Below are 15,669 nucleotides of genomic sequence, written 5' to 3' on the forward strand. Positions count from 1 at the left end.
AATCACCAGGAATTGCGAGGCTGATTCATTATTCTGATCTCCTAGACATTTAGTGTACCTTCAAAAACGCGCACTGCGGGCCCTATCAGGTAAATATCATTAAATTGCCCTTCTCCGGCCGTCTGGTACTCAACGGACAGCGTACCGCCGATGGTCTCCACCTGCACCGGGCCTTCCCAACCTTCGCGGATATGTGCGGACAGCGCGCAGGCTGTTACGCCCGTTCCGCAGGAGAAAGTTTCGTCCTCCACACCGCGCTCGTAGGTACGCACGCTGAGGTGATTGTCTTCGATCACTTCCACAAAGTTCACATTGGTACCGCCTTTGGGACCGTATACTGAGCCGTATCTGATCTCGCTGCCAACAGCCACGACGTCGGCTTCGTGGATATCGTCCACATAAGTCACATAATGCGGCGAACCGGTATTCATGAAATCATACGCCTCATATTGCTCCACGCCTTTCACATTCGACATTTTGAGGCGGATCGTATCACCCGAAACCGTTGCCTCATGCTCGCCGTCGACCGCTATGAATTTAGTGCTGTCCTTAAACAGCCCAAGGTCATTCGCAAAACGCACCACGCAGCGGCCACCATTCCCGCACATACTGCCTTCGCCACCATCGGCATTGAAATACACCATGCGAAAGTCGTAGCCCTCTGCATTTTGCAGAAGAATAAGGCCATCGGACCCCACCCCGAACCGGCGGTGGCAGATCGACGCGATCAACTCTTTTGAAACCGGGAATTGCAAGTTGCGGTCGTCGACCATTACGAAGTCGTTTCCGGTGCCCTGGTATTTATAAAACGCGATACTCATATTTGTGGTCGTTTTCCGTCGGTTTAAACGGACGGATAAGGAAAAAACAAATCTTTCAGTCAAAAAAGCATCAAATCTCTCTCTTTCTCTCAATTCCCGTCAGTTTAAACTGACGGCAAGGGTTTTGTTTTTTAAAAAAAATCAGATTGATTTTTTTTAAAAAACAAAACCCTGCAAGAAAAATTCGCTTGCAGGGTTTTAAAATTTCGTGCCGAAGCTCTTTGCAGATTACTTCGTTGTTTTGAGCTCTTTAATACGAGCGGCTTTACCCTGACGGCCACGCAAGAAGAACAGACGCGCACGACGTACCTTACCACGACGAATAAGCTCGATTTTCGCGATGCTTGGTGAAAGGATTGGGAAAACACGTTCAACACCGATACCGTTTGAAATTTTACGAACTGTAAAAGTTTCGCCAGCTCCGTTTACGTTACGACGCTGCATAACGGTACCCTGGAACTGCTGGATACGCTCTTTGTTACCTTCACGGATTTTCACGTGAACGTTGATCGTGTCGCCTGATTTGAAATCAGGATACTCGGATTTACGATTTTCAATCGTAGCTTCTACGAGTTTAATAAGTTCGCTCATGACGAGTGATTTTATGGATTTAAAATGATAGCTTGCTCCCAGCGGACGGGGTGACGCCCCTTCATTCAAAACAGCTTTTGAGAAAACGAGTGCAAATCTAGCACTATTTTTTTGCAACTGAAAGCTTTTCCCGTGACTATCATGAAGATTTTCAATGTAGAACAGATCCGGGCCATGGATGCCTACACCATCGCACGCGAACCTATCAATTCCATCGACCTCATGGAGCGCGCCTCACAGGCATTTGTACGCTGGTTTTGTAATCAATATGTAAATACCCGTCCCATCGCCGTCTTCTGCGGCAAAGGAAACAACGGCGGCGACGGCCTGGCCATCGCCCGCATTCTGAGCGGATGCGGCTATGATGTACAGGTTTTCGTCGTCGAATATAACTTGAATGCAACCGACGACTTTCGTCAGAACTTGTCGCGGTTAGCCGATCACCTGACGCCACGCCTCATCCAATCTGAAAACGATCTTCCCCGACTGGAAAAGAAGGTCGTCTGCATTGATGCACTGCTCGGTTCTGGTCTGTCGCGGCCGGTGGAGGGATTGCTGGGCATTGTAATAAAGTATTTAAACGACCTCCCCAACCGGTTACTCGCCGTCGACATTGCCAGTGGCCTTTACACCGACCGCCCCAACGGCCCTTCTGATATCATCATAAAACCCAGATACACCATTACATTTCAGCTCCCGAAACTCTCATTCATGCTCCCGCAAAATGCGGAGTATGTCGGCGAATGGCATGTTGTGGACATTGGGCTGAGTTCGGAATACATCAAAAATACCGATACACATTACTATTTCACCGACAAACCAGAAGCCGAAAAGCGCATTAAACCAAGGCAAAAATTTTCGCACAAAGGCACATTTGGGCACGCCGTGCTCATTGCCGGAAGTTATGGCAAAATGGGTGCTGCCGTCCTCTCAGGCAAGGCGTGCCTGCGTTCGGGTGTGGGCCTGCTCACGATGCATGTACCCGCGTGTGGGTATGAGATTGCCCAGATATCAGTCCCGGAAGCGATGACGACGGTAGATGAATCCGAAAAATACATCAGCGAAGCACCTGACCTGGGCTCCGCCACGGCTATCGGCATCGGGCCGGGCATAGGCCAGGCCCCTGCAACAGCGAAAGTGTTGGAGAAAATCCTGGGACAGGCAAAAGTGCCGGTCATTATTGATGCGGATGCCCTAAACATACTTTCCACCCACCCGCATTTGCTTTATAAGCTGCCGGCCAATACGATTCTTACACCGCATCCCAAAGAATTTCAACGGCTTGCCGGGGACAGCAGCAACGAATACGAGCGGCTGGAAAAAGCACGGGTGTTTTCTTCGAAATATAAAGTGATTATTTGCCTGAAAGGTGCGAATACTGCTGTTGTTTTACCTAATGGCGAAGTCCATTTCAATTCCACAGGTAACCCCGGAATGGCCACCGGCGGCACAGGAGATGTGCTTACCGGCATTATCACCAGTTTGCTGGCACAAAAATACGCCCCGGCAGACGCCGCGATTCTGGGCGTTTACCAACACGGCCTGGCCGGTGACCGTGCCGCCGAAGCCCGCGGGCAAACCGCGCTGATCGCGTCAGATGTAGTGGAGTGCCTGGGTTGGTAACGATCTTAATTTGAAGTAAATTTGATTAAATCATTTATCAAGGCTTATGGACTTTCTAGAAAGAATCACGATCGACCCGGGCATTTGTCATGGCAAGCCCTGCATCAGAGGTATGCGTTGGCCTGTGGAAGTGATTATCGACATGCTAGGCTCAGGAATGTCAATCAATGAGATTCTCGAAGATCATCCCGAGCTCGAAAGAGACGATATTCTGGCTAGTTTAAATTACGCCAAGATGTTGGTATCGGGAAGGACTATCAATGAAGCTGCATAATGAACTTCCTATGCGATGTTCATATACCTATTAAACTAGCGAAGTTTCTTCAAAGCAAGGGGCATTCGGCAAAACACGTAAATCAGCTATCCGCCAAATGGCATACCGAGGATTCTGAGATTTGTTCGATCGCTGATAGAAACCAATGGATTGTCATTACAAAGGATGAAGACTTCCGCGCGTCCTTTTTACTCCGGCGTACTCCCCGCAAACTAATCCGTATCAGCCTTGGGAACATTTCAAACGAGGCATTGATCGAACTCTTTTCGGAGCACCTTGCATTAATTGAGGACATTGATCAAAACCAGTTCTTCTATCTTGAATTGGGTAAAATCAATACACTCTACACATTCTAACTCAATACCTGATAAACCACAAACGCCGAAACATAGGCTAGCACGGTCAGATAGGCGAGCTGGATCATGGGCCATTTCCAGCCGTGGGTTTCGCGGTAAACCACGGCGATGGTGCTCATACACATCATGGCGAATACGTAGAATATCAATAATGAATAACAAACAGCTGGCGTAAACATCTGCCCGCCGGTTTCGGGGTTCTTTTCCTGAATAAGCCTTTGTTTTACGGTTAGAACATCTTCCGTATCGCCACTGATGCTGTAAATCGTAGCCATCGTGCCTACAAACACTTCGCGGGCTGCGAAAGATGCGAGTAACGCAATGCCGATCTTCCAGTCGTAACCGATAGGTTTGATCACCGGTTCGATGAAACGGCCAAACTGGCCTGCATATGAACTTTCCAGCCTTGCCGATGCAACGGCGGCATCAATTTGTGCTTGCGGCGCTGCGTTCATGGAAGCAACAACCTGCTGTTCGGCCACATTCATGTTATCTCCCGGGCCATAGGAAGCCAGCACCCAAAGGATAATCGAGATCGCCATAATGACCTTACCCGCTTCAAGTACGAAGGATTTCACACTTTCGTACATCGTATACCCGACGTGCCCCCAGCGCGGCAGTTTGTAAGAAGGCATTTCGAGCATAAAATAGCTCGGTTCTTTTCTTGGAATAAACAATGACAACAACCAGGCAGAGCCTAATGCCCCGAGCAACCCGAGCAGGTAAAGGCCGAAAAGTACCAATCCCTGCACATTAAATATGCCCAACACCTTCGTTTCGGGTACCACTACGGCAATGAGGATTGCGTAAATCGGCAAACGTGCGGAGCAACTCATTAACGGGGTTACCAGAATAGTCAGCAAGCGCTCATACCGGCTGCTGATGCTGCGGGTCGTCATGATAGCCGGCACCGCACAAGCGACGCCCGAAATAAGGGGCACCACGCTGCGGCCATTCAGCCCGAAACGGCGCATAAGCTTATCCATAATCACCATCACCCGCGCCATATAGCCCGATTCTTCCAGAATGGCAACCAATGCAAAGAGGATCGCGATTTGCGGAATAAAAATGATAATGCCACCGATACCAGCCATGATACCGTCGGTGAGCAGGTCGTTCAGCACGCCTTCGGGCAATGCTCCTTTCACCCATTCGATCGCCGCGGCAGTACCGGCGTCGATCATGTCCATCGGATATGATGCCCAGGCGAATATGGCCTGGAAGACGATCAGCAGCACGATGGCAAATGTAACATAGCCCCAGACACGGTGCAGCAGGATGCTGTCCAGTTTACGGGTCCAATACGGCGGCTCGATGGCACCTTCCGATTTAACGGCTTTGGAGACGATCGGCTTTATTTTCTCATACCGCGCAACGGTCTCGTTGGCGAGGAAGTTATTTTCGTCGAAACCGTATTTCTCGATCAGCGCGTCAAGCTTAGCCCTTACCGGCTGTTCGAGAAAAGAAAAATTATCATGCTGACAAACATATTGCAATGCAACATAGTCATTATCAAGCTGGTGAATTTCCCTCACCTCGTTGATCAGCCCTATTTCATTTTCCTTGGGTTCATAGAAATACTGCAACACCGGTTTTTCGGTGCGCTCGGTAATCTGTTTTACTGCCTCTTTCAGGCTCTTTATTCCCTCTCCCGTCCGCGCATTAATGCGTACCACCGGCACATGAAGCTGCATAGCCAGTTGCACAGCATTCACGGTCAGGTTCATGCTTTCGGCCACATCGAGCATGTTCAAAGCCAGTACCGAGGGAATGCCCAGGTCGTTGATCTCGGTAAAAAGCAACAGGTTTCGCTGCAAATTGGAAGCGTCGGCCACAATCACCACCACGTCCGGAAAATCGGGATGTTTGGGGTTCGCGAGAATGTCCATTACCACAACCTCGTCGCGCGATTTGGGATAAATACTATATGTACCCGGCAAATCCACCAACGTCACATGCGAATCGTCGTGACCATTGGCACTGGCAATGCGAAATGTTCCTGATTTTTTTTCGACCGTCACACCCGGGAAGTTGCCTGTTTTCTGGCGCATTCCGGTGAGTGCATTAAATAGCGTAGACTTGCCGGCATTCGGGTTACCTACCAGCGCAACTTTTATATTTCCCTGTTTCAATGGAGAGGCTGTATGCGGAACGCAATCTTTACTCTAATTCAATCACTGCGGCTTCGTTCAAACGCAACGACAGGCTGTAATGGCCGCCAACGTTGATGCAGATCGGGTCACCGAAGGGCGCGATCGCATCCAGCCGTACTTCGCATCCTGGCAAACAACCCATTTCGAGCAGTTTCAGCGACATTGTGCGGTCCGTAAATGATTTGATTATGCCCTTTTCACCCTTTTTGAGGTGGGAAACGGTACGAGCCGACATACGTTCCTTATTTAGATTCATTTTATTTAAAGTACAAATAAAGCACTCTCAGACGGTAAATCAAACTTTACTTTGCCTAATGTGCCTACCGGTCGTCAAATCGTTCAAAATCCTGACCGTTTTATTATTTCCCTCCGGCTTTGTGTCGTACTTTTGCAGCGCGAAACGAAGTACCAAAAGCCGGGAAAAGTGTCGCTGGTTACATTACAACAGCAAACCGGAAGCCAAAGGCCAAAAGCCGATGGCCCACACCAATCACCTTGAACGAAATTAAGACCCTGATCTGGAAAGAAGTAACGCTCGAATGGCGCCAGAAATACGCCCTCAGCGGAATGCTGCTTTACGTGGTCAGTACGGTATTTGTTTGTTACCTAAGTTTTAATCTTCGTCGCAACCAGCTGACACCCATTGTCTGGAACACGTTGTTCTGGATTATTTTGCTCTTTACGGCGGTGAATGCCATTGCAAAAAGCTTTTCACAGGAACGCCACGGTCGGCTGCTCTACTACTACAACCTGTGCAGCCCTCAGGCTATTATCATTTCCAAAATCATCTATAATTCGCTGGTAATGGCGGTATTATCGGGACTTGGATTTATATTCTACGCATTTGTAATGGGTAACCCGATTCAGGACAATGGCCTGTTCTCGATCTGCATCCTGCTGGCTTCCATTGGTTTTGCCTCCGTTCTCACACTCATTGCGGGGATTGCGTCCAAGGCCGATAACAGTGCTACGCTGATGGCCGTGCTCAGTTTCCCGATCATCCTGCCCATGCTGCTCATGACGATCCGTCTCGCGAAGAACGCGCTCGACGGGCTCGACTGGTCGGTCAGCACGGATGAAATCACCACACTATTATCGATCGATCTGATAGTAATTACGCTCAGCTACCTGCTTTTCCCCTATTTATGGAGAAGCTGAAAAACAGCAGGTTACAGGGCACAACTTTTAAAGCATAAGTTCAAAATGAGAAAGATCTGGTGGAAAATCCTCTGCATCGTGATCATCTTCTACGTGATCATCATGGGATTTATCGGTCCCGTTCCACGCCTTCCAATTATTAACGAAAGTATCAGAAACACCTACTTTCACGTGGCGCTGTGGTTTGCAATGACCATCCTGCTTTTTACATCTATGATATACTCGATCCGCTATCTCAGCAAGGGAAGGATCGGAGATGATGATATTGCCAGCGAAATTGCCAAATCGGGCATCTTTTTCGGGGTATTGGGCTGTCTGACAGGCTCTGTTTGGGCTAATTTTACCTGGGGAGATCCCTGGCCGAACGATCCCAAGCTCAATGGCGCTGCTGTGGGTATCCTCATTTACATGGCCTATTTGCTGCTCAGAAGCTCTTTTGAAGATGAGCAACGCCGGGCACGGATATCTTCGGTTTACAACATTTTCGCTTTCGCGGTCTTTATTCCGATCATTTATATCCTGCCGCGCCTGACGGATTCACTGCACCCCGGTAGCGGTGGGAACAGTACATTTGGTTCTTACGACATCGACAACGACATCCGTAAGGTATTGTACCCAGCAGTAATTGGCTATATCCTTCTTGGCCTGTGGGTTGCAGAGCTGAGAATACGCATTAAACGGATCAGACGATTCCATGAGGAAGAGTTGATCAAAACAGGCAGATTGTGACATTCCGGCCTGATTTGGGCCGTTTACAAACGTTTCAAAGTAAAATTTCGTTAAGGTTTTAGTCCATTCATATATACAATGAAAAGAATTTCCCTCATCCTCCTGACATTGCTGGCCATTTCCGGCAACCTGTTCGCGCAGGCGGGCGACACATCCGTTGCAATGGCCGACAAGCTTCGTGAAGACGGTAAAATATGGGTCGTAGTGGCCGTCGTGGCCGTTATTTTCGCAGGCATTGCGATTAATATGCTCCGTATCGATTCCAAGTTGAAAAAGATTGAAAAAGAACTCAATATCAAGTAAGCCCTATGAAAAAGATACAGATATTCGGATTGGTCATCATCGCGGTTGCAATTGGTATTATCGTTTCAACTGCCGGTGATGCAAGTACTTACGTCGATTTCACCAAAGCCAAAGAAATGGCGCAGGATGGCGACAATGAGAGCATTCACGTGGTAGGCAAGCTTAAAAAAGACGCTGCCGGCCAGATCCTGGAAATGGAATACCGACCTGAAATCGACCCTAACCTGTTTGTTTTCACATTGGTAGACAATAATAACGTGGAGCAAAAGGTGGTCTATAAAAACACCAAACCGCAGGATTTCGACAAATCCGAGCAGGTCGTAGTGGTGGGCAAAATGCGTGACGGCTCATTCTCTGCCGAAAAGATCCTCATGAAATGCCCGTCGAAATACGAGAACGGTAAAATGGAAACCACGGAACATACCGCGAAAGAATCATGATTCACAGTACGATCGGAAGTGCAGGGCACCTGCTGGTTATAGTCGCATTTGTAACGGCCATCCTGGCTACATTCGCTTATTTCAAAGCGGGTATCGCAGGAGGGACCGTCGAAGAGACGCAGAGTTGGAAAAAGTTCGCGCGCGGCGTTTTCTGGGTACATTTGGCGGCAGTGTTGGGTGTGGTGTTCTCGCTCTACTGGATCATCGGTAACCATTATTTCGAATACCATTACGCCTGGAAAAACTCGTCGCTTTCCCTGCCCACAGGCTACACCATTTCCAGCTTCTGGCAGGACCAGGAAGGCAGCTTCCTGCTCTGGATCTTCTGGAACGTGGTGCTTGGCGCGACGCTGATCTTCACTAACCGTTCGTGGGAAGCCCCGGTAATGACCGTTTTCGCATTGGTACAGGCGTTCCTTACCTCCATGATCCTCGGCGTGGTAATCCCCGGCCTCGATCTGAAAATCGGCTCTACGCCATTCCTTTTGCTAAAAGAGGTAATGCCCGATCTACCGGTCTACAAAATGGACCCGAATTTCATCCCGAAAGACGGTAACGGCCTCAACCCGCTATTGCAGAACTACTGGATGGTGATTCACCCTCCTACCCTCTTCCTCGGCTTCGCGAGCACGCTTATTCCGTTCTCATTCGCGATTGCTGGCCTTTGGACCAAGCGCATTCACGAATGGATCCGTCCTGCCTTACCGTGGTCGCTGTTCTCAGCATTGGTTTTGGGTGTAGGTATTTTAATGGGTGCTTACTGGGCTTATGAAACGCTCAACTTCGGTAGCTACTGGAACTGGGATCCCGTGGAAAACTCGTCTATCGTGCCCTGGATCGTCCTGGTGGCGGCGGTACACGTGATGATCATCGCGAGAAGGAATGCGACGGCATTGAAAACATCGTTCATCCTTACGATTGCGACGTTCATTCTGGTCCTTTACTCGACCTTTATGACCCGCAGCGGTGTGCTAGGCAATGCTTCGGTCCACTCCTTTACCGACCTTGGACTGTCGGGTCAGTTGCTGATCTACCTTTTTACATTTATTATCGTGGCGGTCGGTTTGTTGGTTTACCGCTGGAAATCGCTGCCAAGCGATGAGGAGGAAGTATCGACTTACTCGCAAGAATTCTGGCTCTTCATCGGTGCCACATTGCTTTGCCTTTCCGGCTTCCAGATCATCGCTACCACTTCCATTCCGGTTTATAACAAAATCGCCGAGGCATTCGGTACCGTGCTGAATATGGCGCTTCCGGCCGACCAGGTAGCGCATTACAACAAGTTCCAGCTTTGGTTCTTTGCATTGATTATCGTTCTCACCGGTGTAGGCCAGTATTTCTGGTGGAAAAAAACCGGCAAAGGCAAATTGCAGGCATTGTACAACCCACTATTGGTTGCATTGCTGATCAGCGCTGCCGTGATCACATTCAAGCAGGTCCGCGACATCCAGTACATTGCGCTGCTCACGACTTCGATTTTTGCGGTGGTGGCCAACGGCAATATCCTGCTGAACATTATCCGGGGTAACTATAACCTGTCGGGCGGCGCGATCACGCATATTGGTGTAGCGCTGATGCTGATCGGTATTCTGTTCTCGTCGGCCTATACCAAGGTTGTTTCGATCAATAACTCCGGTTTGATGATCTCCCGCAGCGAGGAGTTTACGGCTAACGACAATAAGGAGAACAAAGAAAACATTACCCTTTGGCTCAACAAGCCTGAGAAAATGGGCGATTACATGCTCACCTGGCGCGACGTGCGCGTAGAGCCGCGTCACATTCCGGGTTACATTCCTAAGAGCTGGGTCGATATCGTAGAAGGCGATTTCCACGCCGTTGCATTGCGTGACATCGAGTTGAATGGCCAGAAATACAACAAAAAGGGCGATACCCTGGAAATTTTCCCGGAAAACTTCTATTACGAAATCGAGTACCGCGAACCGTCGGGCAAGATATTCACGCTTTTCCCTCGCGTGCAGATCAACCCGCGCATGGGTGGCATCGTTTCCTCACCGGACATTCAGCGCAAGGTCGATAAGGATTTGTACACCTACGTTTCGATGGTGACCAACCCTACCGCCGAGCCCGTATGGAGCCAGACGGAAAGCTTTACCGTTAACCTGCGCGATACTTTCTTTGTAAACGACTACGTGGCTATTCTCGACAACGTGGTACGTACCGAAGACGTGGAAGGCATTAAACTCAACGAAGGAGATGCGGCGGTGAAAGCGATCATCCGCGTGCTCGACAAAGACAAGGAATTTGTAGTAACCCCGTCTTTTGTGATTCGCGACCGTATGGTAGCGCGCAAGCCGGAAACGAGCAATGAGCTTGGTATGCGCATTCAATTCAACGAAATCAACCCGCAAACAGGGCAGTTTACATTTGGTGTGAACACGACGCAGCGCGACTTCATCGTCATGAAAGCGACCGAAAAACCATTGATCAATATCCTCTGGCTCGGAACTTTCGTGCTCGTGATCGGTTTTGTGATGGCTACCATCCGCCGTTTCAGGGATTTTGTCAAAATGCGCAACAAAGAAAGCGCCGCGACGGAGCCTAAGGCCAAAGTGACACCGAAAGTCCAAACTGCGTAAGCGATTCATTTGAAATACATTATAAAGCGTTCCGGCATTAAAATGCCGGAACGCTTTTCTTTTAAATACCAGAAACTAAGTTAACCGGCCTCTCCCGAAAGGTTTTGTTTGAGTTGCGTATAGAGGTGAGTATTTTGCGGAACTCAATCGACCTCATTACACATGGACAAGCCGCAACAAACCTCCCGGCGCGAATTTCTGCGCCAATCAGCCCTGTTCGCAGGCGCTTCACTTATTTCAACCCACGCATTCGGAAGCATTCATATTGGCAAACAAACCCGCGTGATCGTGATCGGTGGCGGGTTTGCCGGGCTGGCCGCTGCCTATGCCCTCAAGCAAAAGAATGTGGACGTAACGGTGCTCGAATCCCGCAACCGCATTGGCGGAAGAGTGTTTTCCCATACTATTGATCCAAAAGAAAACCTGGTCGTGGAACTAGGCGCCGAGTGGGTAGGCAACTCTCATGAGCGCGTACGTGCGCTATGCGGCGAATTTGGTATCCCTTTGCTCAATAACCAGTTCGACACCCATTTGATTTATCAGAACCAGTACACCAAAGCCAACGCCTGGGACTACTCCGAAAACTGGAAACCTAAATTTCAGGCATTGCTCGACGGTTATAAGCAGCTCAATGAAACCCAGAAAGAGCAGCTCGACGGCATCAGCTGGTGGCGCTACTTAGTCAACAACGGCTGCGAGGGCAAGGACCTGATCATCCGCGAACTCCTCGACAGCACGGATTTCGGAGAGAGTATCCGGCATGTGTCCGCGATGGTGGCCTTGTCGGAATATGCGGAGAGCAGTGAAAAGAATGAAATGGACCTTAAAATGCAGGGCGGCAATACGCAGCTCGCCAGGAAGTTCGCCGAAAAGATCGGGATCGAGCATATCCTCACCGGCCACACCGTCCGGCGCATTGAGCAGAAGGACAACGTGACTGTCACCTGCGATAACGGCAAAACTTTCGAAGCCGACCGGCTCATTTGCGCCATCCCGACATTCGCTATCCAGAAAATACAATGGGAGCCGGGGTTGCCCGACGTGCAGGCACAGGCCATTAACCAACTTCTGTACGCCCGGATCAACAAGAACGCGATTTTGTTTAAAGACAGGTTCTGGAAAGACGAGAGCTTCGACCTCATTACCGACCAGACGCCACAGTATTTCTACCACGCCACCAAAAACCAGAAATCGAAAAAAGGCGCGCTTATTTCCTACACAATCGGCGACAAAGCGGAACTGATCGCAAACCAGGACGATGCCTGGCGAAAAGATATGCTCCACCAGACGCTCAACCCGCATTTCAAAGGCGTCAGGAAGCGGATCGACTCGCAGGCCAACTACTATTGGGGAACCGATAAGTTGTCGCAGGGGGCCTACGCGATTTACGGTCTCAACCAATGGCACACGTTACGGCCTATTCTGCAAAAACCATTTCTGAAAACATCTTTCGCCGGTGAGCACCTTGCCGACTGGCAGGGTTTCATGGAAGGCGCGGTGGCCACCGGCGAAGCTGCTGCTGTGGAAGCACTGGCGATTTAAAACCGTAATCCAAGCCGCGTAAAGAAGAACGCTCCGTTGCTACCCATTTGTACCGGGTCCCAGGCACCACCCGATTCAGTCAATGCGGGCTGGAACTTGTCGGGATACACATTCAGAATGTTGCTGCCCCCGATGGATAGCGATACGTTTTTGGTGAATTTGTAATTCAATGTAAGGTCTGTCTGGACTTTGGGACTGTATGTATCGATCATATAGTCCCAATTGGCCAGCTTGATTTCGCCGAAACGGATAAACCGCAGCATCGCGCTGAACTTGCTGACCGAGTAGTCAAAAGTAAGGTTGATCTTCGACGGTGGTGCCGATGCGAGTACGAACCGCCGCTCGCGCTCATCAAAGTAAATATCCTCCTTCCCGGCCAGCTTCGGCACCGTATTCACCGGGCCGAGTTCCATCCAGTTGAAATTCGCAGCCACTGTGGTACTCAATCTGCCCACACCCAGCCGCATTGAATGCGCTACGATCACATCGAGCCCTTTGGTAGTAGTGTATTCCAATGCGTTGGTAAAGAATTGCGCCTTGCCTACCCGCAAATCTTTCAGCAATGCGCCGATATCTTCATCGTCGTCGCTGAACTGCCCGGTAAGCACCACGCGGTCTTTCACTTTTACATAATAACCATCCACCGTAACCGACAACCCCGAAGCCGGCGTGAATGTAATACCCAGGCTCGCATTCTGCGAAGTTTCCTGTTTCAGCTCCGGAATCCCCAGTGCTTTCGTAACCGCGCTATTGTTGTTGGCAAGCAGCACTTCCACGGGCTGTCCGTTCACGAAGTTGGTGAATGTCGAATTGAAATATTTCTGAGCCAGCGAAGGGGCGCGGAAACCGGTGCTTACCGAGCCGCGCAATGCCAACGCATCCGTGACTTTATAGCGCAGTCCAAGCTTGCCATTCAAAGTACTTCCAAAATCGCTGTATCGCTCAAAACGACCCGCCACATCAATCAGGAATTGTTTGGTAACATCCGCTTCGAGGTCGACATACACACCCACATTCGAGCGGGTATGGTTGGTCACGTCGGCTGGGCTGTAACCGGGAAAACCTTGCGAGCCTCCGGCGAATTGGGGATCGTAGTTACGGTAGGAAGCCTCTTCACCCGCGAAAATCTTGTAGCGCTCCGTACGGAACTCACCTCCGAATGCGACGTTAAGCCCCTGCATTATATTTTTATAAAAACGGCTGATATTCAAATTCGTAACATTCTGCCCCAGCTGAAAACCACCGGCATCGAACGATGTCTGCGAACGCTCGCCCAGCGACCTGTTCAGCGAGTTTTTAACACCAAAATGGAATTTGTTAAAACCATAGGTGTTGCTTAAATCAATATCCCATGACTTCCACACCCCACGAAAACCGGCAGCGACCGAACGGTCTTTGATTTTACTTGTAATGATCGGGTCGAATCCGTTGGGATAAACGGATGGAATATTGCGATCGTCGTCCGCGAAGCGAGTCCACGCGTAGGCATCGCCGCTGCGCTCGTTGAGGCCTCCGAAGCTGTAAAATTGAAAATTACTGCCGAGCGGTATTTTAGCATTGTAATAAATGGCCGCATTACGGATTTCCGGGTCGCCGTATTGGCGGCGCGCGAGGTCCGCCTCGCTGGCAACTGTGTTCGCGCGATTGGTATGATCGCGCGAATTGTAATCGGCTGTCAGGTTAACGAAGCCTTTTTTCGCGATTTTCAAGCCATAATTCGCATTGATATTGTAGTTCAATCCATCAAATTTTTTATCGTCGAAACGATATTTGGCTTTAAACATCCCCGCATTCGCATTCACAGTCAGTTGGTCTGTACTTTCCTTTAAAACGATATTGATCACGCCTGCGATGGCATCCGAACCATATTGTGCTGCGGCGCCGTCGCGCAAGATTTCGATGCGCTCGATAGCCGCCGCCGGTATCGCATTCAGGTCGGTACCGGTGTTACCCCGGCCGCGTGATCCGAAAAGGTTAACCAATGCGGATTGGTGGCGACGTTTCCCATTGATCAGCACGAGCGTCTGATCGGGTCCGAGCCCGCGCAATGAGGCAGGATCCACGTGGTCCGCACCATCGGAACCGGTCTGCCTGTTTGAATTGAACGATGGTGCGGCGAATTGCAAGAGTTGATTCACATCGAGCTGGCCCTGCTTGGTGGTCACTTCGCGGATATCGATTACGTCCACCGGCGCGGGCGTGTCCGTCGATGAGCGGTTAAGGTTTCGCGAGCCTACCACGGTCACCTGGTTCAGCACAGTGGCGTCCGAAAGTGCAAAATCCTGACTGGCAATGCCGTTCAATTCCCTTTCCACCTTATTGTAACCCACATAAGTCACTACCAAAGTCGCATTACTGTATCCGACAGCCAGACTGTATGTGCCGCTTCCGTCGGTCACCGTGCCATTGCCGGTTCCTTTTTCGACAACGGATGCTCCTATCAGCGGCTCGCCTTTCTCATCCGTCACTTTCCCGGATATTTGAAGGCCTTGCGCATGACAATAACATGAGAGGAACACGAAGAGCCATGTTTTGTATATCATTTTCATAAGACAAATATTAGGTGCTACTCGAACCAAATATGCAATATTCGTCTTTAAAATAAATAATAACCAAATAAAATTTCTTAAATGTTAATTTTTACAGAATTTATTTAAACCATCGGTTACATGAGGATAAAATGTAACATTTCCGTGTAAAAGCTTTTTCCAACTTCCTGCATTTCAAGCCGGTTGATATGTATCTTTGCCGCTTAAATATGTTTTTTGTATTCTGTTTCCTATGGTATCTGAACTCATCAAATCGGCATTGGGCCGCTTGCGAATTATCGCATTTCTTGAAGGCATTTCCTTTTTAGCGCTTCTCGGCATCGCAATGCCCCTTAAATATCTTGCCGGGCTCCCCCAGGCTGTGCGCATCGTAGGTATGGCGCATGGCGTGTTGTTCGTCCTTTTCGTGCTCCTGCTCATCCAGGTTGCCATAGAGAAAAGCTGGCCGCTCAAAAAATCGGCTTTGTCGTTCGCTTCTTCGCTGATACCATTCGGGACATTCTATGCAGATGCCCGATGGTTCAGAAACTGAG

General features: G+C 49.6%; 15 protein-coding genes. 10 read left to right on the forward strand and 5 right to left on the reverse strand.

Going from position 1 to position 15,669, the window contains the following annotated elements; translation table 11 throughout:
* Positions 1 to 41: 41 nt before the first annotated feature.
* Both dapF and rplS read right to left on the reverse strand, forming a co-directional pair.
* Positions 42 to 821 (reverse strand): diaminopimelate epimerase, encoded by a 780-nt coding sequence (gene dapF / locus IEY24_RS15325; protein WP_188933572.1) that lies wholly within the window; start codon positions 819 to 821, stop codon positions 42 to 44.
* Positions 822 to 1,049: 228 nt separating this feature from the next.
* On the reverse strand, positions 1,050 to 1,412 hold the full coding sequence (gene rplS / locus IEY24_RS15330; protein WP_188933574.1) for a 50S ribosomal protein L19: 363 nt from the start codon (positions 1,410 to 1,412) through the stop codon (positions 1,050 to 1,052).
* Between the two features lie 141 nt (positions 1,413 to 1,553).
* On the opposite strand from rplS, the gene IEY24_RS15335 reads away from it, so the two are divergent.
* Genes IEY24_RS15335 through IEY24_RS15345 form a run of 3 tightly spaced genes read left to right on the forward strand, consistent with a single transcriptional unit; the run spans position 1,554 to position 3,665 of the window.
* Positions 1,554 to 3,035 carry an NAD(P)H-hydrate dehydratase gene (locus tag IEY24_RS15335; RefSeq protein WP_188933576.1) on the forward strand — a complete coding sequence of 494 codons (1,482 nt, stop codon included), beginning with the start codon at positions 1,554 to 1,556 and terminating at the stop codon, positions 3,033 to 3,035.
* Positions 3,036 to 3,081: 46 nt separating this feature from the next.
* A complete protein-coding gene (locus IEY24_RS15340) occupies positions 3,082 to 3,309 on the forward strand; it encodes a DUF433 domain-containing protein (RefSeq protein ID WP_188933578.1) in 228 nt (75 codons plus the stop codon).
* On the forward strand, positions 3,309 to 3,665 hold the full coding sequence (locus tag IEY24_RS15345; RefSeq protein WP_188933580.1) for a DUF5615 family PIN-like protein: 357 nt from the start codon (positions 3,309 to 3,311) through the stop codon (positions 3,663 to 3,665). The genes IEY24_RS15340 and IEY24_RS15345 overlap by 1 nt, the downstream gene beginning before the upstream one ends.
* On the opposite strand, the gene feoB is transcribed toward IEY24_RS15345, so the two are convergent.
* Positions 3,662 to 5,797 (reverse strand): ferrous iron transport protein B, encoded by a 2,136-nt coding sequence (gene feoB / locus IEY24_RS15350; protein WP_188933582.1) that lies wholly within the window; start codon positions 5,795 to 5,797, stop codon positions 3,662 to 3,664. The genes IEY24_RS15345 and feoB overlap by 4 nt on opposite strands.
* 28 nt (positions 5,798 to 5,825) lie before the next feature.
* The gene (locus tag IEY24_RS15355) at positions 5,826 to 6,053 is read right to left on the reverse strand and encodes a FeoA family protein (protein ID WP_188933584.1); all 228 of its coding nucleotides are present in this window, start codon (positions 6,051 to 6,053) and stop codon (positions 5,826 to 5,828) included.
* 260 nt (positions 6,054 to 6,313) lie between these two features.
* Here IEY24_RS15355 and IEY24_RS15360 point away from each other — a divergent pair, with 260 nt between their 5' ends.
* The 6 genes from IEY24_RS15360 (at position 6,314) to IEY24_RS15385 (ending at position 12,587) form a co-directional block, all read left to right on the forward strand.
* Positions 6,314 to 6,976: a heme exporter protein CcmB gene (locus IEY24_RS15360; RefSeq protein ID WP_188933586.1), complete on the forward strand. Its 663-nt coding sequence runs from the start codon at positions 6,314 to 6,316 to the stop codon at positions 6,974 to 6,976.
* 45 nt (positions 6,977 to 7,021) lie between these two features.
* Entirely contained in the window at positions 7,022 to 7,705 is a 684-nt protein-coding gene (gene ccsA / locus IEY24_RS15365) for a cytochrome c biogenesis protein CcsA (protein WP_188933588.1), read from the forward strand.
* Positions 7,706 to 7,783: 78 nt separating this feature from the next.
* A complete protein-coding gene (locus IEY24_RS15370; protein ID WP_188933590.1) occupies positions 7,784 to 8,008 on the forward strand; it encodes a CcmD family protein in 225 nt (74 codons plus the stop codon).
* Between the two features lie 5 nt (positions 8,009 to 8,013).
* A complete protein-coding gene (locus tag IEY24_RS15375; protein ID WP_188933592.1) occupies positions 8,014 to 8,448 on the forward strand; it encodes a cytochrome c maturation protein CcmE domain-containing protein in 435 nt (144 codons plus the stop codon).
* On the forward strand, positions 8,445 to 11,045 hold the full coding sequence (gene ccsA / locus IEY24_RS15380) for a cytochrome c biogenesis protein CcsA (RefSeq protein ID WP_188933594.1): 2,601 nt from the start codon (positions 8,445 to 8,447) through the stop codon (positions 11,043 to 11,045). The genes IEY24_RS15375 and ccsA (IEY24_RS15380) overlap by 4 nt, the downstream gene beginning before the upstream one ends.
* 162 nt (positions 11,046 to 11,207) lie before the next feature.
* Positions 11,208 to 12,587, forward strand: a complete 1,380-nt coding sequence (locus IEY24_RS15385) for a flavin monoamine oxidase family protein (RefSeq protein WP_188933596.1) — start codon at positions 11,208 to 11,210, stop codon at positions 12,585 to 12,587.
* Here IEY24_RS15385 and IEY24_RS15390 read toward each other — a convergent pair.
* On the reverse strand, positions 12,584 to 15,136 hold the full coding sequence (locus IEY24_RS15390; RefSeq protein ID WP_188933598.1) for a TonB-dependent receptor: 2,553 nt from the start codon (positions 15,134 to 15,136) through the stop codon (positions 12,584 to 12,586). The two genes, IEY24_RS15385 and IEY24_RS15390, sit on opposite strands and share 4 nt — an antisense overlap.
* Before the next feature lie 232 nt (positions 15,137 to 15,368).
* Between IEY24_RS15390 and IEY24_RS15395 the strand changes: the two genes are divergently transcribed.
* Positions 15,369 to 15,668: a DUF3817 domain-containing protein gene (locus tag IEY24_RS15395; RefSeq protein WP_188933600.1), complete on the forward strand. Its 300-nt coding sequence runs from the start codon at positions 15,369 to 15,371 to the stop codon at positions 15,666 to 15,668.
* Position 15,669 lies beyond the last annotated feature (1 nt).

This window comes from Dyadobacter endophyticus, from assembly GCF_014641595.1.
In the GTDB taxonomy this organism is placed as follows: Bacteria; Bacteroidota; Bacteroidia; order Cytophagales; family Spirosomataceae; genus Dyadobacter; species Dyadobacter endophyticus.

What these genes read in the sequence shown, in the direction of transcription:
- IEY24_RS15395 (WP_188933600.1), top strand. Translation starts at nt 15,369, where the DNA reads ATGGTATCTGAACTCATCAAATCGGCATTGGGCCGCTTGCGAATTATC.
- IEY24_RS15370 (WP_188933590.1), top strand. Translation starts at nt 7,784, where the DNA reads ATGAAAAGAATTTCCCTCATCCTCCTGACATTGCTGGCCATTTCCGGC.
- IEY24_RS15355 (WP_188933584.1), bottom strand. Translation starts at nt 6,053, where the DNA reads ATGTCGGCTCGTACCGTTTCCCACCTCAAAAAGGGTGAAAAGGGCATA.
- IEY24_RS15340 (WP_188933578.1), top strand. Translation starts at nt 3,082, where the DNA reads ATGGACTTTCTAGAAAGAATCACGATCGACCCGGGCATTTGTCATGGC.
- rplS (WP_188933574.1), bottom strand. Translation starts at nt 1,412, where the DNA reads ATGAGCGAACTTATTAAACTCGTAGAAGCTACGATTGAAAATCGTAAA.
- ccsA (WP_188933594.1), top strand. Translation starts at nt 8,445, where the DNA reads ATGATTCACAGTACGATCGGAAGTGCAGGGCACCTGCTGGTTATAGTC.
- IEY24_RS15335 (WP_188933576.1), top strand. Translation starts at nt 1,554, where the DNA reads ATGAAGATTTTCAATGTAGAACAGATCCGGGCCATGGATGCCTACACC.
- dapF (WP_188933572.1), bottom strand. Translation starts at nt 821, where the DNA reads ATGAGTATCGCGTTTTATAAATACCAGGGCACCGGAAACGACTTCGTA.
- ccsA (WP_188933588.1), top strand. Translation starts at nt 7,022, where the DNA reads ATGAGAAAGATCTGGTGGAAAATCCTCTGCATCGTGATCATCTTCTAC.
- IEY24_RS15345 (WP_188933580.1), top strand. Translation starts at nt 3,309, where the DNA reads ATGAACTTCCTATGCGATGTTCATATACCTATTAAACTAGCGAAGTTT.
- IEY24_RS15375 (WP_188933592.1), top strand. Translation starts at nt 8,014, where the DNA reads ATGAAAAAGATACAGATATTCGGATTGGTCATCATCGCGGTTGCAATT.
- IEY24_RS15385 (WP_188933596.1), top strand. Translation starts at nt 11,208, where the DNA reads ATGGACAAGCCGCAACAAACCTCCCGGCGCGAATTTCTGCGCCAATCA.
- IEY24_RS15390 (WP_188933598.1), bottom strand. Translation starts at nt 15,136, where the DNA reads ATGAAAATGATATACAAAACATGGCTCTTCGTGTTCCTCTCATGTTAT.